The organism is Parachryseolinea silvisoli (genome assembly GCF_021190955.1).
Lineage (GTDB): Bacteria > Bacteroidota > Bacteroidia > Cytophagales > Cyclobacteriaceae > Ohtaekwangia > Ohtaekwangia silvisoli.
On the sequence record NZ_JAIOAO010000002.1, the window covers coordinates 1,215,475 to 1,238,317 of the forward strand.

Here is a 22,843-nt window from a genome sequence, read left to right on the forward strand (position 1 = left end):
AAAAGGCATGTAAGATTCGCCGTTCATAAAATACATTTTTTTAAAACATTATGCTGCCGCTGTAAAGTATAACGTGGCCCGGATATTGTTTCGTTACCTTTGTACGTTACAGCGTAACAATATGCTGCGGAGCCTAAGCCTGATAATACTCGTGTTGATGGATTTTGTTGCGGTGGCGCAACAAATAACCGTCAAAGGTACCGTGCGCGATGCCAGTGGTGAACGTTTACCTTCTGCCTACGTGCTTTTTACCCCCGATTCTATTCACACCACGACCGACAACCAGGGTCATTTTTCGGTGCGCCTACCTACGGGCTCCAAGGTATGCCAGGTCACCTACATTGGGTACGAACGCTATCAAAAGTCGTTCACGCTGCGGGGCGACACAACCCTTACCGTTGCGCTACGATCCGCTCCAGGCCAGTTGCAGGAAGTGGTCATCACCGGTACACGCAATGTCCAGCAAGACGTCTTTAACTCCAACCGCACCAGCACGTACCTTCTGACGAAAGAAGACATCAACGCGTTGCCTGTATTGGGCGGCGAAGCGGATGTTATTAAAGTATTGCAACTGTTGCCCGGTACGTTGCGCGGCGCCGACGGAAGCTCTGATCTCTTCGTGCGCGGCGGCGCGGCAGACCAAAACCTCGTGCTGCTCGACGACGTGCCCATCTACAACACCAGTCACCTCTTCGGATTTCTATCGGTGTTTAATCCCGACATCCTCGACCACGTAGAGGCTATCAATGGTGGCTTCCCAGCCGAGTTCGGCGGTCGCTTATCGTCTATCCTCAACATCAAAACCACCACCGACGTTCCCGAACGCACACATGTTTCCGGCGACATCGGTGTCCTCGCGTCGCGTCTCTTCATCGAGCAGCCGCTCGTCAAAGACAAAGCAAGTATTTGGATTGCCGGTCGCCGCACGTATATCGACCAGGTGGTAAAGGCGCTCGGCGAAGAGCTGCCCTATTTCTTTTACGACCTCAACGGCAAAATAGTGCTGAAGCCCACACCGCGGGACCATATAGAAATGAGCTATTACGGTGGCGAAGACGTACTCGACTTCTACCGTGACCGCGACAACGACGGCAGCGGATTCACGACTACTTACGAAGCCGGCAATAACAGCCAGTCAGCCCGTTGGACACATGCCTTCGACCACGGGTGGAAAAGCGAGCTCTCCGCCATTCGTTCGGAATACCGGTATAACATTCGCAATGCCTTTGAAGACAACGAGCTGGTGGCGTTCTCTGACATCGAAGACTACGGTGCCCGCTGGTCGATACACAAAGACTCTTTGCGCGGTAGTGCCTCATTTAAGACCGGCGCTGAATGGACACGGCACGCAGTAAGTCCCAACATTATTAATACTCAGGGCACGTTTTCTCAGATCTTTGAAAGCAGCATTGCCCAGGGCCGTATTGCCAATGAGTTTGCCGTACATGCGCAATACGAATGGTCACCTCTGACACACCTGCGTATCAATGCCGGTATGCGCGGATCCATGGCCGCCGTCACCAATCGCAACTACGTCAATCCCGAGCCCCGGCTGTCGGCGCGCTACTCGCTGACAAACAACCAGGCGCTCAAGCTCAGCTATTCGCGCATGGTACAGTACATACATCGCATATCAAGCTCCGCGGTATCGTCGCCCACCGACATCTGGTACCCGGTAACCGATGCCATTGTGCCGCAGACATCAAACCAACTGGCCCTGGCGTGGCAGAATACCTTTCGTGAAGACAACATATTCCTAAGCGTGGAGGCCTACTATAAATCCATGAACCACCTTATTGGCTACGAGGAAGGCACCAACCTGTTCATGAACAACGACTTTGAGTCAAGGCTTATCCAGGGCCGTGGCCGCGCCTGGGGACTGGAACTATTGCTGCGCAAAGAAGCGGGCCGTTTCAAAGGGTGGATCAGTTATACCCTGTCATGGTCACGACGCCAGTTTGATGAGGTGAATGACGGAGCCTGGTTCTACTCGCGCTACGACCGTCGCCACAACGGAGCAATTGTGGGACAGTATGCCCTGGGCAAACGCTGGGCCGCATCGGTGGTATGGGAGTTTATATCGGGCTCGCGCTTTACGCCGGTTATTGGGCAGTATGCCGTCGCCGCCCCCACGCTAACCGGTGTCGACCTCATTCCCATATTCTCTGGCATCAACGAGGTAAAGCTGGCCAACGCACACCGCCTCGACATCGGCATCAAGTTCAAAAGCCGTCCGCACCGCCGTTACCAGTGGGAGTGGTTTGCCGGCGTATACAACACGTACAACCGCGCCAACCCGGTGGCGATTACCATTGAGCAGGACGACGACGGCACACTGCGTTACGAACAGCCGGGCCTGTTCGGTGCCATTCCCTTTATCAGCTACGGTTTTAAATTTTAAGGATACCCTAACATGAAGCAACACTACCTCACACGGCAACAAGGTCTGATCGGCGCAAAGCTTCTCACGCTGGGACTACTGGTGGGCAGCTGCTTGCCGGAGCCGCTGCCAGTGGACGGCATCCCGGTGCTCAATCCGCAGATTGTAGTGTCGACACAAATCGTTCCCGATCAATTGCCGAATGAATCATTTATCGTGTTGCTCACCAAGACCTTTGGCGCGCTCGATGCGAGCGATGACACCGATCCTTATGAGCTTATTGAACAGATTGCTGTAGACGATGCCGTCGTCACCATCACCGGTCCCGACAGTACGTACAATCTGCTTAATATCGGAAGTGGTATATATGGAGGAGTGTTTATACCATTTTTGCCAAATGCTTCGTACCGGTTGGATGTTGTCAGTGAGTCCCTCGGATCCGTAACGGCCACGACCACTGTGCAGCCGCCCATCACCTTCGATGAGCTTATCACCGAGTTGTACTTTAACGGTTATGACGACACTTTGCTGCAAGTCACACAACAGTTTACCGACCCTGTGGGCAAGGATTATTATATGGTCAATGTACAAGACATCAGACGCCAGGATGTCTTTGAGAACCTTCTCAATCCACGGGACTTCACGCGACTGATTGACGATGTGAATTTTGATGGGGAAAAACACCGCGAATCGTTCCGCGTCGTGTATCGCGATTACTACGCCGGTGACACAACGGCTATTTACCTTGCACGTATCAGCGAAGAATATTATAACTTTATGAAACTGCGGCTCGACAATCGTTATAGTTTTGTTGAATACCTCAGCGAACCGGTAAACTATCCTACCAACGTAGTCGGTGGAAAAGGTTTTTTTAACTTATACGTGCCCGACGTGCGGATCAAATATGTGGGGGTGGATTGACAGCGGTGCAACCACGCGGCACGTTCTTTTAGTAGGTGATTCGGGAATTATTAAACCGCACGAACGGCCATGGAAAATAAAAGCAAGCGTGACGAGATCATCGAAGTTGTCAATAAACTGTTCATCTATACCGACACCCGGCAGTGGAGTCGCTTACAAGAGGACGTGTTTACTCCCATCGTACAATTTGATCGGGGACAGGAAGGAATTGTAGGCCTGTCCGGGACGGACATCGCCAGGTTGTGGGACGAAGGTTTTCGCGATCTGGGAGCCATTCACCACCAAGCCGGGAACTACCTGGTGAATTTCGGCCACGAGTCCATTGAAGCAGACGTCTTTTGTTATGCCGTGGCCTATCACTTTACCAAAAAAGATCCCGTAGAAAAACTGCGCGAATTTATTGGACAGTACAATCTGCATGTTGTCCTGACAGACCTGGGGTGGCGTATCGATAGCTTTAAATATACGCCTACCTACCGTAGCCCCGACGCCGCGACCGTGTAGCCTGAGAAGGATTATTTCTGGATTGGGGTTGGGGCGTTGCTCTCAAAGAAATTGTTGAGCAACGAGATCAGCTCCGGGGCGGTGAGGTAATACATCACCTTCACATTGCGCGTATTAAAATCGGCCAGTAAATCATAGTACGCGGTTTCGGTCAGGGCATACTTTTGCATCAACCCGCTTTTGGTTTCCGGAGTATTAATGACCACATCGACATATGTCTGCGCCCGGGCGTTGTCTTCCTTGAGCCAGACCAGCTTGCGCTTTTGTTTCTTCGTCCGCGATAAATAAAATGGTACTCGACGGCGGTCGATCTTTTCGTTCTCCTCGTCAAACAGGCCCTCATACGGATCCATCCGTCGCGATTGCACCGTAACAGTACTAAGCAGAATGCTCTTGTCACGCATGCGGATAACGCTCGGCTCCCAATCCCACAACGGTTGCTCGATGGTTTGGTAGCCTACCACCGACAATATCAGCGTATCCCGTCGCGTAGCGGTAATCGCAAAGTTTCCCTGCATGTCCGTAGAGGTGCCGCGCATAGAATTCTTCACACGCACATTCACAAACGGCAACGCCGCAAACGTAGTAGAATCCACCACCACGCCTTTAAACGTTTCCTGCTGTGCAAACAATGCTGTGACCGAGCACAAAAGAAAGGAGAGGAGGAAGGAGAGTCTGCGCAGCATCAACAGCATTTACGGGTTTGTCAGCGACAGTATGATGTCGGCATGGCCCGAAAAAGTTTTAAGCAGCGTCGCGCGATCGGCCATTTCAAAGTCTGCAAAGTCAAATCCCGGGGCTACCGTGCAACCCGCCAGCGTATAGCGGCCAGGTGTTTCCAGGCGCGCGCCAAACCAGGTGTTGGCAGGTACGACCACTTGCAACGAGTCGCCATGCTCGATATCAGCGCCTAACCGGTGCACCGTCAGCCCGGTTTCTTCGTGCAATACATAAATGGAAAGACTGTCGCCGGCGTGGTAATGCCAGAGCTCGTCGGAACGGATGCGGTGAAACACCGAACGATCCTGATCCCGCAACAAAAAATAAATGGCAGTAGAGAAGCTCCGCCCGCCGGTAAAGCGTGCCGGCAGGCCGGAGGTCTCGATAGATTCCGCAGCGCGGTACGTCTCACGGTAAAAGCCTCCTTCCGGGTGAGGCTTCAGGTCTAAACAACGTACCCAATAGGCTGCGTCCTGCATGATGTGATATTCGATTAAAGGTGATCGTTCTGCTCGTGTAATTGCGCATCCACTACAGCGATGGCTGCCATATTGACAATCTCGCGAATGGAGCTGCCCAGCTGCAGCACGTGCACCGGCTTCTTCATGCCTAACAAAATCGGACCAATCGCGTCCGCACCACCGATCTCCATCAACAGCTTGTACGCAATATTACCCGACGCCAGGTTGGGAAAGATGAGCGTGTTGGCGGGCTGGTCCGCCAGGGCGCTGAACGGGAATGTTTCCTGTTGTATCCTCGTATCAAACGCCACGTTGCCTTGAATATCACCTTCTACCACCAGCGACGGATTTTTTTCCCGCGCCAACCGCACCGCCTCGCGTGTTTTGGTTGGCACTTCACCCTTCGACGAACCGAAGTTGGAGTACGATAATACTGCGATGCGTGGGTCCATATCGAAGAACTTCACACCGCGCGCGGTGAGCTCAATGATACCGGCCAGCTCTTGCGCATTCGGATTGACATTTACCGTAGTGTCAGCGAAGAAGAACGTGCCATTTTTGTTCATGATGATATACATACCCGCTACGCGGTCGACGCCGTCGGCGGTGCCGATGATCTGGAGCGAAGGCAGAATGGTTTTCGGATAGTCTTTGGTCAGACCGCTGACGAGCGCATCGGCGTCGCCGAACTCCACCATCATCGCGCCAAAGTAATTGCGCTCGCGCATCTGGCGCATGCTGTCCAGGTAGGAGAGACCCTTGCGCTGGCGCTTCTGGTATAAGCGCTCGGCGTAGCGGGCTACTGTAGCGTCGTCTTCGCGCGGGTAGATGATCGGGCAATCCGCCAGGTCGAGGTCGTACTCTTTGATCAACGCGAGGATCTCTTCGCGATTACCCAGCAGGATCGGATGCGCGATGCCTTCGTCTTTGAGAATCTGTGCCGCCTTAAGAATCTTGTGGTGATTTGCTTCGGCAAAGACCACGCGCTTGGGATTCTGTTTGGCGCGCTCGATGATACGCGAAATAAGCTTCTGATCGATACCGATGCGGCGCTGCAGGTCATGGTGATACGCCCCCCAATCGGTGATCGGGTGTTTCGCAATACCCGAGTCCATCGCCGCCTTGGCCACCGCCGGTGATACGGTGGTAATCAGGCGTGGGTCGAGCGGCTTGGGAATGAGGTACTCGCGACCAAACTGAATGCGGTCGGTTCCGTAGGCTTTTGCCACCATGTCGGGTACGGGTTCCCTGGTCAGTTCCGCCAAGGCACGCACCGCGGCGAGCTTCATCTCCTCGTTGATCTCCTGCGCGCGTACGTCTAGCGCACCGCGGAAGATATAGGGGAAACCCAACACGTTGTTTACCTGATTAGGATGATCGGAGCGGCCTGTTGCCAGGATAGCATCTTGCCGCGTGCGGCGTGCCAGGTTATAGTCGATTTCCGGGTTCGGGTTGGCCAGCGCAAACACGATCGGGTCTTTGGCCATGTTGTTAAGGTCTTGTGGCGTAATGGCGTCGGCGACCGAGAGGCCTATAAATACGTCCGCACCGACCATTGCTTCTTGCAGCGTGTTGAAGGGCACGTCGAGTACAAACTGTTGTTTGATGGAATCCAGGCCCGTGCGCCTGGTGTTCAGCACGCCCTTGCTGTCGCACATAATGATGTTTTCCTTCCGGGCGCCCAGGGCGATGTATAGCTTGGTACAGCTCACCGCGGCGGCACCCGCACCGTTCACGACGATCTTGACGTCGGCCATTTTCTTGCCTACAATCTCGAGCGCGTTTAGCAACGCCGCGGCCGAAATGATCGCGGTGCCGTGCTGGTCGTCGTGCATGACCGGGATGCTCATTTTCTCCTTCAGCTCCGTTTCGATCTTAAAACACTCAGGGGCTTTGATGTCTTCGAGGTTGACGCCACCAAAGGTGGGCTCCAGCGATTTCACGATCTTGATAAAGGAGTCTGGATCCTTCTCGTCGATCTCAATGTCGAATACATCGATGCCGGCGAACTTCTTGAACAAAACACCTTTACCCTCCATGACGGGCTTGGACGCTTCCGGACCAATGTCGCCCAATCCCAATACGGCCGTACCGTTGGAGATCACGGCAACGAGGTTGCCCTTTGCAGTGTACTTATAGACGTCCTCCTTATTGGCGGCAATTTCTTTGCAGGGTTCGGCCACCCCGGGAGAATACGCTAACGCGAGGTCCAGCTGGGTACTCAGTACTTTGGTCGGTACTACTTCAATCTTTCCCGGCTGCCCTTGCATATGGTAATTCAGGGCGTCTTCCTTTCTGATTTTAATAGACATGCAGTCGTTGGTTGTTAAAGGGCCAAATATAATCACCTTAAATTTATTGTGATTTGCGAATTGATTTTTGGAATTTTACCCGAGATGGAAAAATCAGACATGATCTACGGCACCCGGGCCGTGATAGAGGCCATTGTGGCAGGAAAGGAAATCGAAAAAGTGATGATTCAGTCTGGGTTGACCAATGACCTGATAAAAGAGCTCATCGCGACAGCCAAAAATCATCGGGTACCTTTCACATTCGTGCCGGCCGATAAGCTCAAACGCATGTCTTCCCGTAACCACCAGGGCGTCATCTGCCTGTTGGCCGCCGTAACCTTTGTGCCCCTGGATAATCTCATCGATAAGGCCTTTAGCGAAGGCCGTGAGCCCTTTTTCCTGCTCATGGACCGCGTCACCGACGTTCGCAACTTTGGTGCCATGGCCCGTACGGCGGAGTGCGCCGGCCTGGACGGTATCATTATTGGCGAAAAAGGCAGTGCCCCCATTACCAGCGACGCCATGAAAACCTCGGCTGGCGCCCTTAATCACCTGCCGGTAGCACGTGAAGCCGACCTGAAAAAAACCGTCAAACTGTTGCGTGACAGCGGTATACGCGTAGTAGCATGTACAGAAAAGGCCAAAGAAGACCTCTACGACGTAAACCTGACAGGCCCGATCGCCGTCATTCTGGGCTCAGAAGAAGATGGCATTTCAGATGTATTGATCCGCGAAGCAGACGAACTGGCCCGCATCCCCATGCAGGGAAAGATAGGCTCCCTCAATGTATCGGTCGCCGCCGGCGTCGCCATCTATGAAGTAGTGCGCCAACGCCGCAAAGGATAAGATAATAAGGGCGTTCCATAGGGGCTTCTCTATGGCATACTTATAGGCATACCTATACCATAGCTATGGATACCTTATAGTAAGCTTATAGTGAGTTTAGTATAACCCATCCAAACCGATCACCGCCAACATTAAAATAAGCCTCGGATTGAGGCGCGTATCTGGCGTATGAGTCCTAGCCCGCCTACCGGCGGTATGCCAACACCGCACGTTCAATCATATCACAGCAATCATGCAACTGCTCTTCCGTAATAATAAGCGGTGGAGCAAAACGAATGATATTGCCGTGCGTAGGCTTCGCCAGCAGCCCTTCCTTCATAAAATCCATACACAGATTCCAGGCCGTCTTGCTTTCAGCCGTATCGTTGATCACAATCGCATTCAACAATCCTTTTCCGCGTACCAGCGTAATCAGATCCGTCTTGCGAATCAACGCTTCCATACGCTGACGGAAAACCACGCCCAACTGCGCCGCATTCTCCGCAAGACGCTCATCCAACACCACTTGCAACGCCTCGATACAGACTGCCGCCGCCAGCGGATTACCGCCAAAGGTAGAGCCGTGCTCGCCCGGGCGGATCACCAACATAATATCGTCGTCCGCTAACACACAGGATACTGGCATGGTACCGCCTGAAAGCGCTTTGCCAAGGATCAACAAGTCAGGCCGTACATCTTCATAATCAGATGCCAACATTTTACCGGTGCGTGCAATGCCCGTCTGGATCTCATCCATCATGAGCAATACATTGTTCTTGCGGCACAGCAGCTCCGCTGTTTTCAGATAGCCTTCTGCTGGAATATACACGCCGGCCTCCCCTTGGATCGGCTCGATCCACAGTCCGCAGACATTCGGATTCGCCAACGCCGTTTCCAGTGCCGCCGTGTTGTTATACTCGACTATTTCAAAGCCCGGCATAAACGGCCCAAAGCCGCCGCGTGAGTCGGGATCGGTAGAAGCAGAAATAATGGTAGTCGTACGACCGTGAAAGTTTTTGCGGGCAACAACAATAACCGCCTGATCCGTGGCAATACCTTTTTTGGTATAGCCCCACTTGCGCGCCAGCTTGATTGCTGTCTCGTTGGCCTCCGCGCCACTGTTCATAAAGAGCGCTTTCTGATATCCGAAGAGCTCACAGATATACTTCTCAGCACGCCCGAGCTTGTCGTTGTAAAATGCACGCGAGGTGAGCGTAAGCTCTTTCGCTTGCCGGATCAGCGCATCGATAATACGCGGATGGCAGTGTCCCTGGTTGACGGCGCTATACGCCGACAAAAAATCATAGTAACGTTTGCCCTCTACATCCCAGACAAACACACCTTCGCCCCTGCACAGCACGACGGGCAGCGGATGGTAATTGTGCGCTCCGTACTGATCTTCCAGCGAAATAGCTTCTTGACTTGATGTGATGGCATGCAGCATATACAATAAACTTCAGGGTATCAGGCAAATTTACCAAATCACGTCCGTAAACCCTAAATAGAACCCCTCCCTTCGCCAAAAATGAAAACTTTAAAGTTTTTACGACTGTTTTCGAAAGAAATAGGATCAGACATGACAAATTGCACCCCAAAATTAAAACGTATTTAAAACAACTAATAGATAGGGGCTGGCGCAGCCCTGACGCAAAAGGTAGTAGACTGGAAAAAGAAAAAAGCAATTCCGGAAAAAATAATAGACCAAGAAAAAAGAAAAGAGATAAACCGGTTCGTTTAACCCACCGAACCAGGAAACCGCAAACAAAAGAATGGAAATAGTACTATTGATAATAGGTCTCGCCATCGGCGCCCTCGCTGCCTGGTTCATTGCCAAATACAAATTCACCGCCGAAACCCAAAGCTTTTCCGGCCCGCTGCTGGCCGAACAAGAGCGTAGCAAAGTTTTGCAATCGCAATCGCAAGTACTCAAGCTTGAGCTCGACGCCGAACGCGCACGCCTCCTGGAAATGAATCACAAGCTCGCCGCCGCGCAAGCCGACTACCGCAACCTGCAAGAGCGTTTGCAAGATCAGCGCAAAGAAATGGAAGCGCTCAATGAAAAGTTTGCGCTACAATTCAAGAACCTCGCCAACGATATTTTTGAGGAAAAGAGCAAAAAGTTCACGGAGCAAAACCGCACAAACCTTTTCGACATCCTCAAGCCGCTCGGCGAAAAGATTACCGACTTTGAAAAACGCGTCGAAGACACACACAAAGACACCATCACGCGCAACGCGGCCCTACGCGAGCAGCTCGAGAACTTGCAAAGGCTCAACGTGCAAATGACGCGCGAAGCCGAAAACCTCACCCGCGCTTTACGCGGCGACGCAAAAACCCAAGGTGCCTGGGGGGAGTTTATACTCGAAAGCATCCTCGAAAAATCGGGCCTCGAAAAGGATCGCGAGTACTTCATTCAGGAATCTTTCACCACGGCAGAAGGCCGTCTACGTCCGGATGTAATTATACGCTTGCCCGAAAAGAGACACGTCATCATAGACTCAAAAGTGAGCCTCACGGCCTACACAAACTTTGTCAACGCAGCAACGGAGGAAGAAAAAGTGGCGGCCCTTAAAAGCCACCTGATATCGATTCGCCAGCACATGAAATTGCTGGGCGATAAAAATTACCAAAAGAATATAAGCGACAGCAGCCTCGATTTTGTCATCATGTTTATACCGGTAGAACCGGCCTATATTCTCGCGATCCAAAGTGAGCAGATGTTATACGAAGAAGCGCTCGAACGCCGCATCGTTTTCGTAAGCCCTACGCTATTGATTCCTTCGCTTCAGCTCATTAAGAATAACTGGAAACAAGAATATCAGACACGCAATGTGATCGAGATCGCCAGTAAGGCCGGCGATCTGTACGATAAATTCGTGGGCTTCTCAGACGACATGATTTCCCTGGGACGCCATCTGGAAACATCCAAGAAGTTTTACGAAGAGTCCATGAAAAAACTCTCCGTAGGCAGTGGCAACCTGGTAGGGCGTGTAGAAAATCTTAAAAAACTCGGCGTCAAAGCCGGCAAGTCGATCGACGCTAACCTATTAAAGCGCTCGGAAGATCAACCCGATATGTTCGAACGGTAAGCATTTAGGTGATGCCGGTGCGAGTCTTAGCCCGTGTCGGGCGGAGACTCGTACCTACCATCGTGCCAGTCTTAGCCTGTATTAATAAACCCTCCCGATCTGTTCCACAATAACCTTCTTCAGCGCCAACGCATCAATCACTCCCTGCTTGCCATAAATGATCTTTCCCCCCGGAGCAATAAACAGCGTATACGGCAACGACCCCTCCCAATTCTTATCCAGCGCCTCAATAAAAGCGTACTTATCTCCATTAAATATATAGTTCTTCGTCGATGCCTGTTTCTTCGTCAAAAAGTTCAATGCATTCGGCTTTCGATTGATATCGTCCAAACTAATGGTCACCAATTCAAACTCCCGGTTCCGATACATCCGGTTCATATTCACAAACTCCGGAAACTCCGCTACACAAGGCCCGCACCACGTGGCCCACACGTTAATGAGCTTATAATTTGTACCTTCATTCTTCAGCAACGCCTGTAGTTGCTCGCTATTTAATTCATCAATCGTCACTTTTTCTTTTGCCCACTCGCCCGCGGCCTGGTTAGCAAAGTCGCGTTTGTCGGGCCACTTGATCGAGCAACCAAAGGTTTTGGTTTTCTCCACCGGGACAGGCTTGCCGGCGACCAATGCGTCGAGCGCTTGCCGCGTATCGTGCACCGTAGCAGTGCCGGGCTTTTCCTTGTCGTCGATGCGCCCGGTGTAGCGCAACGTACGCTTCGCGTCGAAGATAAAGACGTGTGGCGTGGCCTGCGGACCGTAAAGCTTTGATACAGCAGACGTTTCACCATCATAGAGATAGGGAAAATTAAATTGTTTGTCGCGGGCGCGGATCTTCATTTCTTCAAACGTGTCGCTCAGGTCGGTATAGCCGAGTTCATCGAGACGTATGGCTTGCGGGTCGTTAGGCGAGATGGCGACCACGCCTACGCCTTTGGGATTATAGTCGGCGGCGAGTTGTTTGATGCGGTCTTCATAGGCCTGGGCCGTGGGGCAATGGTTGCAGGTGAAAACAACCATCAGGAACTTGTATTGGGCAAAGTTTTTGAGTGTGTACGTTTTGCCGTCCGTGCCGGGCAGCGAGAAGTCGGGTGCAGCGGCGCCAATGGCCAACGGTACGGGGTCGGAGGCATGTAGGGTTTCCGGCACGCAAAAGACCAGCAGGGTGATAAGGGCAAGGGGTTTCATGGGTGCAAAGGTTTGTTTTACCGAATTTAACCATTCTGCTTTATTCTCCGCGACCGAATACACTGACGGTAAGACCTGCATCCCGGCGACCGCATTTACCGGCTGTCGATGGTTTGCCATGTACCATAACCCTCGTTTATACTATTTCCCCTGGAGAATAGTTAATATCTTTGTAATCAAGCTTATGAAGTCATTTCTTTCCATTCTGCTGGTGTTGGTGGTCTGTACGGCCTACGGTCAATCGTCCAAAAAGCGCAAGCGCGACGGCGATACTTTCCAAAATTCACCGTCGACGGTGGACCCGAACTTTGCGCCAGCGGAAGCACCCCGGCATCATTCCAAACGCCGTAGCGGCAAAGGCCCCACGGTGGAGTCGCAGAAAGAATATGCCGACCGCATGCATGCGACCGTAAAGGCTAAACGCCGGGCAGAGAAGGAGATGATGAAGCCCCAATACTCCGATCCCATGTACTTTGGCCATAAGCGTCCGCCCAAAAAACGCCCACCCGGCAAAATGAAGTTCTGTAAGGTATGCGGCATCCGGCATTGATTTGACTTGATTAAGGGAGTACATTGCAGGGATGACTTGCCAACCTCCTTAAATTAATTCATACATGAGCCAAATTCTAGCCAACGTCTTCCCGGCGGAAGACGTCATTCCCGAAGCATTCCGTCTTGCCCAGCCTATTGACCAGCGCGAGTACCTCGTCGGTGGCGAGCTCAAAACCTGGACCGGCAGTCTCAATCCCGTCCTCAGCCCGGTATTTGTAAAAGACGGCGCCGGCTATACGCAGAAAGTCATTGGCAGCACGCCGCTGCTCACCACTAAGGAGTCTCTCGAAGCCCTCGACGCTGCCGTAAAGGCATACGACCTTGGCCAGGGTTTCTGGCCCACGCGCAGTGTCACGGAGCGCATCGCCCATGTCGAGAAATTCCTGGCCGCCATGCGCCAGCGCCGCGACGAAGTAGTCAAGCTGCTGATGTGGGAGATCGGCAAGACCCTCAAAGACTCCGAAAAAGAATTCGACCGCACTTGCGACTATATCGTCGATACCATTAAGTCCTATAAAGATCTTGATCGCAATGCTGCCAAGCTCGTAGAAGAGCAAGGCTTCATGGCACAGATCCGTCGCGTGCCCCTGGGAGTATCGTTGTGCATGGGCCCCTATAACTATCCACTGAACGAAACATTCACCACACTCATCCCCGCACTGATTATGGGCAACACCGTGATCTTTAAGCCGGCCAAATATGGTGTATTATTGATCCGCCCACTACTCGAAGCCTTCCGCGACAATTTTCCCGCCGGTGTGATAAACATCATCTACGGCCGCGGTCGCGAGACTGTCGGCGCGTTGATGGAATCGGGCAAGCTGGATGTGTTTGCGTTCATCGGCACCAACAAAGGCGCCAACGAGCTGAAGCGCCTGCACCCCAAGCCGCACCGCCTCAAAGCCATCCTCGGCCTCGACGCCAAGAACCCCGCCATCGTCCTGCCCGACGCTGACCTGGATATAGCTGTCAGCGAATGTATCACGGGTAGCCTGTCGTTTAACGGCCAGCGGTGCACCGCGCTGAAGATCTTATTTGTACACAACAGCATTCTCTCGAGGTTCCTGGAGAAATTCCACGCAGAAGTAAAGAAGCTCAAACCCGGCATGCCGTGGGAAAATGGTGTATCACTTACGCCACTACCCGAACCTGGTAAAGTAGAATATCTGCAGGAGCTGGTAGAAGACGCCCGCAAACACGGTGCGCAGGTAACAAACGAAAACGGCGGCGAATCGCTCAACGCCTTCTTCTATCCGGCAGTAGTATGCCCCGTCAACGATAAGATGCGTTTATACTTTGAAGAGCAGTTCGGCCCCGTCATTCCCATCGTGCCATTTGAAACTGATGACGAGCCAATCCAATACGTAGTCAACTCCAACTTTGGTCAGCAGGTAAGTATCTTCGGCACGGAGTCAAAACGCATTGCCCTTTATATCGATGCCTTCGTCAATCAGGTTGGTCGCATCAACGTTAATGCACAAAGCCAGCGCGGCCCCGACACCTTCCCCTTCAACGGCCGCAAAGATTCCGCCGAAGGAACCTTGTCCATCGCCGATGCGCTGCGCGTATTTTCTATCCGCACGCTCGTGGCCACGAAGAGCACTGATAAAAACAAACAGATTATTAGCACCATCATTCGTAACCACGAATCAGCATTCCTGAGTACCGACTATATCTTTTAACACCAATAGGTAACAAAAAAAACACCCGGAGGTCTCGATTAATCGAAACCCCGGGTATCGTTCTTCCTCGTAGTGGTTACTTCTTATCGTCGTCAAATAGCTCCTGGAACTTTTGTCCCAGCTGGCGGAAGCCTAGCCGTACTTTTTCGGCCGTATTGCGGGCGCCCTTTTTCACATCGTCCCAGGTTTCTTCGGTAGAGTTCTCAACTTTGTCGAGGGCCTTATCGAGTTCCTGCTTCTCTTCATTAAGCTCGCGACGGGCTTCTTCCATTTTGGCTTTGCCGTCGTCTGAAGCGTTATCGATCTTGACACCGAGTTCGTCGATCTCCCGGTCGATATCTCTTCGTAACGAGCGAAGCTCCTCTTTTACTTCTTCCCGCTCCTGGTCGAATTTACGACCGGCGGCTTCTCCTTTGTTGCCTTCACATTGTGTCAGCATCAAAGCTACAACGGTAACGCAAACAAATGCGAGGATAATCTGCAAAAACTTCATGACGTAATTAGATTTCCGATTCGATTATCTGGCGAATCTCTTCTTTCTTTTTACCCAGCTTTTGTTGCAGGCGTCCCAGCAGCTCATCTTCCTTGCCTTCAGCAAAGACCAGATCATCGTCGGTCAACTCACCGTATTTTTGTTTCAGTTTGCCCTTTACTTCGTTCCAGCGGCCTTTCAAATCGAGCGTTGTCATAGTCGTATGATTTAAGTGATTTACTGTTGAATTGTTTGCGGTCATAGATCAAACAATCATACCGTTGTTGAAAATCAATAGAATAATGCTGGGAGAGAGAAATTCCTAAGAATGTATGTGTATTTCATTCTACAGTATCATGTCGCGCGCTATGATATAATTATAGAGCAAGGTATGTCGCTCTTAACAAATATACACGTTGGCATGAAATTCTATTGGATATGCTCAAGTAACTAAAACGAAAATATTATGATACGCTGGACTGTAATCTTTCTGATAATAGCGATTATCGCCGCTATTTTTGGATTCGGCGGAATTGCTGCAAGTGCAGCTTATTTTGCCAAAGTAATTTTCTTCATTGCTGTAGTGATCTTCCTGGTGTCTTTGATTGCCGGTGCTACACGGAGAAATTGATGTTGCAACAACGCCGATCTATAGGATTGGCATACCTTTCAAAAGATCCCCTGTTATACGTGACAGGGGATTTTTTTGTTTATAGGATTTACGTTTTGCTTCACAACGTCTGCCCCTGTACGCAATCTAATATTATATATAGGGTCATGCTGTCTCTAAACAGATGAATGCGGCGCGTTAGATATGCTCATAATGAGGAATAGAACGTCCTAAAATGGGGAGGCGATTGTACGGATGAGCGGCCATAAGAAGGGCTTTTCGGTAAAGCGCCAAGTGGCATAGTTATTTTTCCCATGTTGGTACAAAACTCAAAACAAACTTGTACTTAAGAACTAGACTATGAAAACACAATTGAAACACATTCTGTTGGTTGCGGGGATAACGATATTGACCTCAGCTGCGACTACGACATTCGCCCAGGACCGCAAAGCGGGTATCAAAGGCGGCCTGAACGTCAGCAATATGTATGTTGACGATGTAGACGATGAAAATGCCCGTTTCGGCTTCAACGCCGGTGTATACGGCGAGATCATTTCTACAGAGACATTCGGCCTGCAAGTGGAATTGTTGTATGACACAAAAGGTTCCAAATTCCAAACCGATGGTGCGATTGACCAGGAGTTTAAGTTTAACCTGAACTACCTCGATTTGCCGGTGTTGGCAGTCTTTAAATTGGGTGAAGCAGTGGAGATTCACGCCGGTGGTTATGCAGGTTACCTGTTGAATGCCAGCACTAAAACCGAAGGCGATCTGGGCAACAGCACGGATGAGCTTGATAAGGACAATTTCCGTTCGTTAGACTACGGTTTGATCGGTGGTATCGGTTTTAACCTGGGGGCAGCTCAAATCGGTGCCCGCTATAACTATGGTCTGGCCAGAATTGCCGATTCTAACACTGCCGAAGACTTCCTGGGTAATTCCAAGAACTCTTACGGCCAGGTATATCTGGCACTCAATCTCAATCACAAGCCGTAGTACAGGTTTGTTGCGGTAATGATTGAAATTGCCGAGGCCCGGAGATCTTTCTCCGGGCCTTTTTTTGTTCTATAAAGGCCTTAGGCATACCGCTCCGCCGACCATCGTTCCCTAACGCGACCGTTAAAAAGGAGGTAATATTGTCATTTCGACATGCCAGGCTGAAGACCGGCACCAGCCGGCGGTAAAAAGACGGGTTATGGCCTTGCGCAAGAATAGTATTTATCGTCGTGTATTCATACGGCTTTGATAGGGCTTAAGTACGGCTTTAGTAGGGCTTTAGTGCGGAGTATCCCGCGCCTACTTTTCCTTTTCTCCAGGTACTATGATAGTTCCATTTTTTTGAAAGGCCGTATAGCCTTATCCGGATTACGGAAAAACTGTATAGTTTTTTCCGTATCGGACAAATGTGCCCTTTTCTGGGAACTGTTGGGAACATGTGGGAATATGTGAGAACATGTGGGAACTGTTATTATGATTTGCCTCGCGCTGCGGATATGTTTGAGTCGCTGCTGCATAGAAGGCGGCCATTCAGCCTGTAGTGGCTGGATGAATACTTAATATTTTTCTTTTATGGCAGCAAACATGAACCATACCAAAGCCCCCGTGGCGATGCTAAAGATAGCACGCGACAAGGGCCTCTTTGTTTACTTATATAACGACCTCCGCTATCGGACAACATCAAAAGCGAATCAATGTATAGCGTCTTTCAGCTTCTCCCGTTGTTTATCCGCACTAGGGTCGCCCATCAACATCCCCCATGCTTTCAAACCATCCACACGGTCAAAAATCACTTTAAGCACCGCTACGCCCGGAATTGCCAGGAACATACCCGGCACGCCACACAGCGCACCACCGATCAATACCCCAACGATGGTAGCCAACGCGTTGATCCGTACCTTCGAGCCCACGATCAACGGCATCAGGAAGTTGTTGTCGATGAACTGAACGGCCATCAGGACAACACCCACCCACAAAACGTCACTGAGTTCGGGGCTGGATATCATGGTAATGATCATACAGAATACATTTGCCACCAGCATGCCTACGTAGGGAATGAGGTTCAGCAGTGCGCCGACAAGCGCCAGAAATATGGCGTAGTGAATGCCCAGGATCAAAAAGCCTGCAGCATTGAGGGTAAAGACGATGGTCATTTCGATGAGCAGCCCGAGAATATAATGTTGGGATACATTTTGGCACTCTTGTAGAATTGTAACGACATGTTCTTCACTGCTGTTCTTAAACGAGTCCACCAGGAACTTTTTAATGAGGTCTTTGTAATACAACAATAGAAACGTATAGATGGGAATAAATATCAGATAGGAGAATATTTCCGTCAGTGAAAGAAATGTCTTGCCGACCAGGGCCGGGCCGGAAGTTTTGATCTTTTCAGCCGTATCGTGTATATATTGGTTTTGTTTACGAATGCCGACGTGGAAGTTTTGTGATACCCATTTTTGACCATCGTGCAACAGGCCGTCGAATTTTTCCTTGATCATGTCAGAGTCGTCAAGGAAGTTTAGTACCTGCGTTGTGAGGAAATAGAGAACACCAAACACCAATACGAGCGAGATGATGAGCGACAGAATCACGGAAAGGATTTTTGGTATTTTTTTGCGTTGCAGGAATTTGACTGCTGGCAACAGCAACGCTGCCAGCAACATGGAAAAGAAAAGTGGCAGGAGTATGTCCTGGCCGATGTAAAGTGCTGTGGCGATCAGGCTGATACTGATCAGGTTAAAAGATAGCCGTCTGTAAAATGGGTCGGATTCTTTAGAAATGGTCATAATAGGCGGTTCGGGAAGATGTTTAGTGATATATACTGTGTAAAATCGTGCCCTTTCGTTAAAGGTAACAGTTCCTGAAATCCGTGTAATTCTAAAGGGATATCCCTATAAGTGGGGAATTTGCTCTACGCGCCCCTTGCGCCGGATGCACTCGGCGCGGGCACAGTTCTTTTGGCAGAAGGGGAAAGGTACTGTTCGACATATAATGTTATGAAGCACTCCCGCGAAATCAGCCAATTAAACACCCTCGTTAGTTTGCACTTTGACCGCATTGCCTGTTATGCACAAGCAACTGACTTGTTGACACCAAGTGCGAAGGGCCTTGATGCGGCGCCTTTTTTCGGCCAGTTGGCGCAGGGTTGTTTGCATGCGGTAGAAGAGCTTGCAGCGGAGATCAAGCGACTGGGCGGCATGCCGACCGAAGGGCAGACGCTGGCGGGAAAAACATTATTGCTGTGGATGGAAGTGCAAACCGCCGTCTCCGGCGATACGCTACAAACTATTATGGGCTCGTGTCTGCGGATGAACCGCCTGGCGGTACGTGGCTACGAGCGTGCCATTGGCAGCCAGTCGGCGTTTAGCGACATCGTGCGGCAGCACCTGCTCGACCACAAGATCGGGCTCGAAGCAACTTCGACGCTGATTCAGAGCTACAAGGAGCTGCAGAGCTCGTGCCTGGTCAGCGAGCATATATAGACGAAATAAGTAAGGTTATGAAATACGCCACATTCATCCGCCTATGGGCAATTGTTGCATGTGTCACCGTTGCCGCCTGTAGCCGGCCGCAGGAAAGCAAAGACGCGGCTGAAGAAAAGAACCGCGAGAAGTTCGAGAACAAAACCGATGAGCGCGACGCGCAGTTTGTGGTCGAAACGGCCAACAGCCTGCACACCCTGATTGCATTGGCCGACGTGGCCATTGAAAAAAATTCCCCCCGCACCAGCAACGCTGCTATGGCGGTGAAGCCCGACTTTCAAAGTCTGTTGAGTGAGATGGAGGTATTTGCAACGTCGCAGGTAATAACACTGCCTGACGAGGCGACAGCGTCGGACGTCGACCATGTGCGCGCGTTGCTGGATGAGAAGTCCAGCAAGTTTGATGAAAAATGGTGTGCGGAGATTCGCGAAGAAAATAAACATTTGATCGGCGAGATCGAGTCGTATGGTGCGACCACCAACGACCTGAACTTAAAGACCTGGCTGAACAGCGCACTGCCGCAGGTGCGTGCCGTGCAAGATAAGCTCGTCGACTTGGAGAATGCTATTTCGGAACGGTAAGGAACAAGTATCATGACAAAGAACGCCACAGAGATACCCTACATGAACACCCTGCGCGCATGTCGCACGCGTATGTCGCAGGAAGGTTACAACGACGACTTCCGCGCTACAACGGCGGGGATTCGTTCGATGCAGGCTGACACGATATATAAGGTGGAAGACGTGCGGGTTATTACGTCATATCGGTTCGAAGGGCTCACCAACCCCGCCGACCATGCTGTGATGTACGTCATTGAGACAAACGACGGACGCAAAGGCACGTTGGTAGATCTGTACAGCACCCATACTCACACCCACCCTTCGGTTGCCAGGTTGCTGGCAAAGGCGGGAGCACGATAACATGCGCATACTACGGCAAATATGGTCCGTGTTAAAAAAGGCCGGTACTGAGTTCATCGAGGACAATGGTATGAAGCTCAGTGCTTCACTTTCTTACTATACCCTATTTTCCCTTGGCCCTATTCTCATCATCATCATTTCGTTGGCAGGTGTGTACTGGGGAAGGGATGCTGTGGAGGGCCGTATTTACGATGAGATCAACGGGCTGGTCGGAAACGCCGCCGCCTTGCAAATACAAGACATTATTAAGAACATTGAAAAGTCCCAACTGGGTGCTTCTGGGGCTGTGATAGGGTTTATTGTTTTGCTGGTAGGGGCGACCGGAGTATTTACCGAAATACAAGATTCGATCAACTACATCTGGTCTATTCGCTCAAAGCCCAAGAAGGGTTTGCTCAAACTTTTAATAAACCGACTGATCTCATTCTCGCTCATTGTCAGCGTAGGCTTTCTGCTGATGGTGTCGCTCATTCTAAATGCCTTACTGGATCTGCTGCACGACCGGCTGGCGATATACTTCAACGATGTGTCGGTCTACCTGTTTCAAGGGTTGAATTTCATGCTGATCTATGTCGTGATTGCGTGCCTGTTCGCCATCATCTTTAAAGTGCTGCCCGATGCGTCCATTCGCTGGCGCGACGCCTTCGTGGGCGCCGCCTTCACAGCTGTATTGTTTTTAATCGGCAAGTCGCTGATCAGCGTGTATGTCACCAATTCCAGTATTGGCGTAACGTATGGTACGGCGGCATCGATTGTTATTTTGTTGCTGTGGATTTATTATACCTCCATCATTCTTTACTATGGCGCCGAATTTACGAAGGTATATACTGTTAACTATGGCGGGGGTATAAAACCCGACAAGACTGCAGTCTTTATCATAAAACAGGAAACGCGTGAGGTGCCCGGAGACCAGCGCATAAACGTTTTGCACTAGGCATGCTTACAATTCTATGGACCTACGTTCTAACGCGCCCTTCTGGCTTCTGAAACATGGCATTCTTAATAGCTATCCCTCACTGCCGACGTCGACCCGGGCAGACATTGCTATTATTGGCGCGGGCATTACCGGCGCGTTGATGGCGGACCATCTGTGCAAAGCAGGCTTTGATGTATTAATGCTGGACCGCCGTCATGCAGGCCATGGCAGCACAGCTGCCAGCACGGCCTTGATACAATATGAAATTGACACCCCGCTACATAAGCTTATTCCGCTCGTCGGCGAGCAGCACGCAGTCCGCAGCTATGCGCTGTGTTTGGAAGCGATCGACCGCTTGGGTGCCATTGCCGGAAGGTTTAAGGGTGTAGAATTTGTGAAGAAGCCCAGCTTTCAATTCGCTTCCTTTCGCAAGCACGTAGAAAATCTTCGGAAAGAGTATACACTGCGGCGTCAGCACGGCATTTCTATTGTGCATTGGCTGGAGGAGAGCGACGTACGTGAAAAATATACTTTCGCCGCTCCCGCAGGCCTGCTTTCAAGTGATGGCGCCGAACTGGATTGTTACCATCTTACGCATGCCTTGCTATCGTCCAATCAACGGCGTGGTTTACAGGTTTACGATAACACCGAGGTTGTGGGTATACGGCATCGCAAACGCAGCGTTGAACTGCTCACGGCGGGTGGGAATACCGTCACCGCCCGCAAGCTTATTATCTGCTGCGGCTATGAATCACAGCGGTATATACCAAAGGTGATTGAATCGCAGCATTCGACGTATGCGATCGTGAGTGAGCCTTTCGAGGAAGAGAATTTCTGGCATCGCAACAGCCTGATCTGGGAAACGGCGATGCCCTACCTATACATACGCACAACGTCCGACAAACGTATCCTCATCGGCGGCAAAGACGATGACTTCTATCAGCCCGCCAAACGTGACGCCCGCATCCCGCAGAAGCGGCAGCAATTGGAACATGCTTTTCGGAAGTTATTTCCTGCTATAGCTTTTAAAACAGACTTCTCGTGGGCGGGTACATTTTGCGGTACGAAAGATGGGTTACCGTATATTGGCAGCATCCGGCAGCGGCCGCATACATACTTTGCACTGGGGTTTGGCGGAAATGGTATAACATTTAGTGTTATCGCCGCGGCGATCGTGCGGGACTTGCTACTGGGCAAAAGTAATCCGGATAGCAAGATTTTTACGTTCAACCGTTAGCCCGACCGTATGCCACAAGACCAGTTCCTCAAGTTCCCAGGCTGATCGGGTAATTCCACCCTCAACGGATGTAACGCTACGTTCAAATTCCAGGTTTGTGACGTTTTTCACAGCCTGGCACTATATTTTATTATCCGTTGCCGGATAACACAATACCGTATGAAACGCCGTCGCTCTATCGTCATTGCCGCCCTGGTATTCGGGAGTATGACGGCGTATAGCCAGGCTACCGACAATGTTGGCATAAAAGACTCTCTTCAGGTAGCAATGGAACGTGAGCAGCTTTCCACGGCACTGATGCAACTGCGCGATTCGATCGTGCAATCGGTGCAGCATTTGGAAGCACGCAAGCCCGGTATGGTGGCCAAGGCCAAGCGGCCGGTCGACAAAGCCCTCAAAGACCTTCATGTTTACCAAAAACGCGTTCAAAAGGACCTGGACGAACTTGTAGCAGCCTCTAAAAAGGGGTGGAACACTGATGTGGCTACGCGGCTGCGCGCCAGTCTTAACAACGTACGTCGTGAACATAACCGCATTCGCCAGAACCTCCAGTCATTGTTAACCTCTCAATCTTGAATGACGTTTAATTATGTTATCTT

Annotated in this window: 23 protein-coding genes; 15 read left to right on the top strand and 8 right to left on the bottom strand. The window is 51.0% G+C overall.

The features are described from left to right. The first annotated feature begins 121 nt into the window (after positions 1–121). The 3 genes from K7P01_RS15015 (at position 122) to K7P01_RS15025 (ending at position 3,805) form a co-directional block, all read left to right on the top strand. On the top strand, positions 122–2,401 hold the full coding sequence (locus tag K7P01_RS15015; protein WP_267294368.1) for a TonB-dependent receptor: 2,280 nt from the start codon (positions 122–124) through the stop codon (positions 2,399–2,401). Positions 2,402–2,413: 12 nt separating this feature from the next. Next, positions 2,414–3,301 carry a DUF4249 domain-containing protein gene (locus K7P01_RS15020; RefSeq protein WP_267294370.1) on the top strand — a complete coding sequence of 296 codons (888 nt, stop codon included), beginning with the start codon at positions 2,414–2,416 and terminating at the stop codon, positions 3,299–3,301. 69 nt (positions 3,302–3,370) lie between these two features. Next, the gene (locus K7P01_RS15025; protein WP_267294373.1) at positions 3,371–3,805 is read left to right on the top strand and encodes a nuclear transport factor 2 family protein; all 435 of its coding nucleotides are present in this window, start codon (positions 3,371–3,373) and stop codon (positions 3,803–3,805) included. Between the two features lie 11 nt (positions 3,806–3,816). On the opposite strand, the gene K7P01_RS15030 is transcribed toward K7P01_RS15025, so the two are convergent. From K7P01_RS15030 to K7P01_RS15040, 3 genes are read right to left on the bottom strand one after another with little or no spacing between them, the layout of a single operon-like run. Continuing rightward, a complete protein-coding gene (locus tag K7P01_RS15030; RefSeq protein WP_267294375.1) occupies positions 3,817–4,491 on the bottom strand; it encodes a carboxypeptidase-like regulatory domain-containing protein in 675 nt (224 codons plus the stop codon). A gap of 9 nt (positions 4,492–4,500) precedes the next feature. Next, entirely contained in the window at positions 4,501–5,004 is a 504-nt protein-coding gene (locus K7P01_RS15035) for a cupin domain-containing protein (protein WP_267294377.1), read from the bottom strand. 14 nt (positions 5,005–5,018) lie between these two features. After that, positions 5,019–7,298, bottom strand: coding sequence for an NADP-dependent malic enzyme (locus K7P01_RS15040; RefSeq protein ID WP_267294379.1), 2,280 nt, complete (start codon positions 7,296–7,298; stop codon positions 5,019–5,021). Between the two features lie 84 nt (positions 7,299–7,382). Here K7P01_RS15040 and rlmB point away from each other — a divergent pair, with 84 nt between their 5' ends. Further along, the gene (gene rlmB, locus K7P01_RS15045) at positions 7,383–8,123 is read left to right on the top strand and encodes a 23S rRNA (guanosine(2251)-2'-O)-methyltransferase RlmB (RefSeq protein ID WP_254085407.1); all 741 of its coding nucleotides are present in this window, start codon (positions 7,383–7,385) and stop codon (positions 8,121–8,123) included. Between the two features lie 184 nt (positions 8,124–8,307). Here rlmB and rocD read toward each other — a convergent pair whose 3' ends face one another. After that, positions 8,308–9,546, bottom strand: a complete 1,239-nt coding sequence (gene rocD / locus K7P01_RS15050; protein ID WP_317987620.1) for an ornithine--oxo-acid transaminase — start codon at positions 9,544–9,546, stop codon at positions 8,308–8,310. A 325-nt stretch (positions 9,547–9,871) separates the two neighbouring features. On the opposite strand from rocD, the gene K7P01_RS15055 reads away from it, so the two are divergent. After that, positions 9,872–11,191 carry a DNA recombination protein RmuC gene (locus K7P01_RS15055; RefSeq protein WP_267294382.1) on the top strand — a complete coding sequence of 440 codons (1,320 nt, stop codon included), beginning with the start codon at positions 9,872–9,874 and terminating at the stop codon, positions 11,189–11,191. An 81-nt stretch (positions 11,192–11,272) separates the two neighbouring features. Here the strand turns inward: K7P01_RS15055 and K7P01_RS15060 are convergent, their stop codons facing one another. Then, positions 11,273–12,376 (bottom strand): redoxin family protein, encoded by a 1,104-nt coding sequence (locus K7P01_RS15060; RefSeq protein ID WP_267294384.1) that lies wholly within the window; start codon positions 12,374–12,376, stop codon positions 11,273–11,275. Positions 12,377–12,560: 184 nt separating this feature from the next. On the opposite strand from K7P01_RS15060, the gene K7P01_RS15065 reads away from it, so the two are divergent. Further along, entirely contained in the window at positions 12,561–12,926 is a 366-nt protein-coding gene (locus tag K7P01_RS15065) for a hypothetical protein (RefSeq protein ID WP_267294386.1), read from the top strand. 64 nt (positions 12,927–12,990) lie between these two features. Further along, positions 12,991–14,610 (top strand): NADP-dependent glyceraldehyde-3-phosphate dehydrogenase, encoded by a 1,620-nt coding sequence (locus K7P01_RS15070; protein WP_267294388.1) that lies wholly within the window; start codon positions 12,991–12,993, stop codon positions 14,608–14,610. Positions 14,611–14,686: 76 nt separating this feature from the next. Here the strand turns inward: K7P01_RS15070 and K7P01_RS15075 are convergent, their stop codons facing one another. Next, the gene (locus K7P01_RS15075; RefSeq protein ID WP_267294390.1) at positions 14,687–15,103 is read right to left on the bottom strand and encodes a sll1863 family stress response protein; all 417 of its coding nucleotides are present in this window, start codon (positions 15,101–15,103) and stop codon (positions 14,687–14,689) included. Between the two features lie 7 nt (positions 15,104–15,110). Continuing rightward, positions 15,111–15,299 carry a CsbD family protein gene (locus tag K7P01_RS15080; RefSeq protein WP_254085413.1) on the bottom strand — a complete coding sequence of 63 codons (189 nt, stop codon included), beginning with the start codon at positions 15,297–15,299 and terminating at the stop codon, positions 15,111–15,113. Between the two features lie 249 nt (positions 15,300–15,548). Here K7P01_RS15080 and K7P01_RS15085 point away from each other — a divergent pair, with 249 nt between their 5' ends. Both K7P01_RS15085 and K7P01_RS15090 read left to right on the top strand, forming a co-directional pair. After that, positions 15,549–15,713 (top strand): DUF1328 family protein, encoded by a 165-nt coding sequence (locus K7P01_RS15085; protein WP_267294392.1) that lies wholly within the window; start codon positions 15,549–15,551, stop codon positions 15,711–15,713. Positions 15,714–16,052: 339 nt separating this feature from the next. Next, entirely contained in the window at positions 16,053–16,688 is a 636-nt protein-coding gene (locus K7P01_RS15090) for a porin family protein (RefSeq protein WP_267294394.1), read from the top strand. A gap of 692 nt (positions 16,689–17,380) precedes the next feature. On the opposite strand, the gene K7P01_RS15095 is transcribed toward K7P01_RS15090, so the two are convergent. Next, positions 17,381–18,475 (bottom strand): AI-2E family transporter, encoded by a 1,095-nt coding sequence (locus K7P01_RS15095; protein WP_267294396.1) that lies wholly within the window; start codon positions 18,473–18,475, stop codon positions 17,381–17,383. A gap of 210 nt (positions 18,476–18,685) precedes the next feature. Between K7P01_RS15095 and K7P01_RS15100 the strand changes: the two genes are divergently transcribed. The 6 genes from K7P01_RS15100 to K7P01_RS15125 all read left to right on the top strand — a co-directional run bounded on the left by K7P01_RS15100 (position 18,686) and on the right by K7P01_RS15125 (position 22,820). Beyond that, entirely contained in the window at positions 18,686–19,171 is a 486-nt protein-coding gene (locus K7P01_RS15100; RefSeq protein ID WP_267294398.1) for a PA2169 family four-helix-bundle protein, read from the top strand. 17 nt (positions 19,172–19,188) lie between these two features. After that, entirely contained in the window at positions 19,189–19,752 is a 564-nt protein-coding gene (locus tag K7P01_RS15105) for a DUF4142 domain-containing protein (RefSeq protein WP_267294400.1), read from the top strand. Positions 19,753–19,764: 12 nt separating this feature from the next. Beyond that, positions 19,765–20,091: a hypothetical protein gene (locus tag K7P01_RS15110; RefSeq protein WP_267294402.1), complete on the top strand. Its 327-nt coding sequence runs from the start codon at positions 19,765–19,767 to the stop codon at positions 20,089–20,091. 28 nt (positions 20,092–20,119) lie between these two features. After that, positions 20,120–21,025 (top strand): YihY/virulence factor BrkB family protein, encoded by a 906-nt coding sequence (locus K7P01_RS15115; RefSeq protein WP_267294404.1) that lies wholly within the window; start codon positions 20,120–20,122, stop codon positions 21,023–21,025. A gap of 16 nt (positions 21,026–21,041) precedes the next feature. Continuing rightward, complete coding sequence (locus tag K7P01_RS15120; RefSeq protein WP_267294406.1) at positions 21,042–22,244, top strand: NAD(P)/FAD-dependent oxidoreductase; 1,203 nt, start codon at positions 21,042–21,044, stop codon at positions 22,242–22,244. Between the two features lie 159 nt (positions 22,245–22,403). After that, a complete protein-coding gene (locus K7P01_RS15125) occupies positions 22,404–22,820 on the top strand; it encodes a hypothetical protein (protein ID WP_267294408.1) in 417 nt (138 codons plus the stop codon). The last annotated feature ends 23 nt before the right edge of the window (positions 22,821–22,843 follow it).

Bases quoted from the DNA above. Each gene is read 5' to 3' on its own strand.
- K7P01_RS15020 (WP_267294370.1), top strand. From the start codon at position 2,414: ATGAAGCAACACTACCTCACACGGCAACAAGGTCTGATCGGCGCAAAG.
- K7P01_RS15040 (WP_267294379.1), bottom strand. From the start codon at position 7,298: ATGTCTATTAAAATCAGAAAGGAAGACGCCCTGAATTACCATATGCAA.
- K7P01_RS15085 (WP_267294392.1), top strand. From the start codon at position 15,549: ATGATACGCTGGACTGTAATCTTTCTGATAATAGCGATTATCGCCGCT.
- K7P01_RS15060 (WP_267294384.1), bottom strand. From the start codon at position 12,376: ATGAAACCCCTTGCCCTTATCACCCTGCTGGTCTTTTGCGTGCCGGAA.
- K7P01_RS15075 (WP_267294390.1), bottom strand. From the start codon at position 15,103: ATGAAGTTTTTGCAGATTATCCTCGCATTTGTTTGCGTTACCGTTGTA.
- K7P01_RS15015 (WP_267294368.1), top strand. From the start codon at position 122: ATGCTGCGGAGCCTAAGCCTGATAATACTCGTGTTGATGGATTTTGTT.
- K7P01_RS15025 (WP_267294373.1), top strand. From the start codon at position 3,371: ATGGAAAATAAAAGCAAGCGTGACGAGATCATCGAAGTTGTCAATAAA.
- rlmB (WP_254085407.1), top strand. From the start codon at position 7,383: ATGGAAAAATCAGACATGATCTACGGCACCCGGGCCGTGATAGAGGCC.
- K7P01_RS15090 (WP_267294394.1), top strand. From the start codon at position 16,053: ATGAAAACACAATTGAAACACATTCTGTTGGTTGCGGGGATAACGATA.
- K7P01_RS15065 (WP_267294386.1), top strand. From the start codon at position 12,561: ATGAAGTCATTTCTTTCCATTCTGCTGGTGTTGGTGGTCTGTACGGCC.
- K7P01_RS15125 (WP_267294408.1), top strand. From the start codon at position 22,404: ATGAAACGCCGTCGCTCTATCGTCATTGCCGCCCTGGTATTCGGGAGT.
- K7P01_RS15110 (WP_267294402.1), top strand. From the start codon at position 19,765: ATGACAAAGAACGCCACAGAGATACCCTACATGAACACCCTGCGCGCA.
- K7P01_RS15070 (WP_267294388.1), top strand. From the start codon at position 12,991: ATGAGCCAAATTCTAGCCAACGTCTTCCCGGCGGAAGACGTCATTCCC.
- K7P01_RS15055 (WP_267294382.1), top strand. From the start codon at position 9,872: ATGGAAATAGTACTATTGATAATAGGTCTCGCCATCGGCGCCCTCGCT.
- K7P01_RS15080 (WP_254085413.1), bottom strand. From the start codon at position 15,299: ATGACAACGCTCGATTTGAAAGGCCGCTGGAACGAAGTAAAGGGCAAA.
- K7P01_RS15035 (WP_267294377.1), bottom strand. From the start codon at position 5,004: ATGCAGGACGCAGCCTATTGGGTACGTTGTTTAGACCTGAAGCCTCAC.
- K7P01_RS15105 (WP_267294400.1), top strand. From the start codon at position 19,189: ATGAAATACGCCACATTCATCCGCCTATGGGCAATTGTTGCATGTGTC.
- K7P01_RS15120 (WP_267294406.1), top strand. From the start codon at position 21,042: ATGGACCTACGTTCTAACGCGCCCTTCTGGCTTCTGAAACATGGCATT.
- rocD (WP_317987620.1), bottom strand. From the start codon at position 9,546: ATGCTGCATGCCATCACATCAAGTCAAGAAGCTATTTCGCTGGAAGAT.
- K7P01_RS15030 (WP_267294375.1), bottom strand. From the start codon at position 4,491: ATGCTGCGCAGACTCTCCTTCCTCCTCTCCTTTCTTTTGTGCTCGGTC.
- K7P01_RS15100 (WP_267294398.1), top strand. From the start codon at position 18,686: ATGAAGCACTCCCGCGAAATCAGCCAATTAAACACCCTCGTTAGTTTG.
- K7P01_RS15095 (WP_267294396.1), bottom strand. From the start codon at position 18,475: ATGACCATTTCTAAAGAATCCGACCCATTTTACAGACGGCTATCTTTT.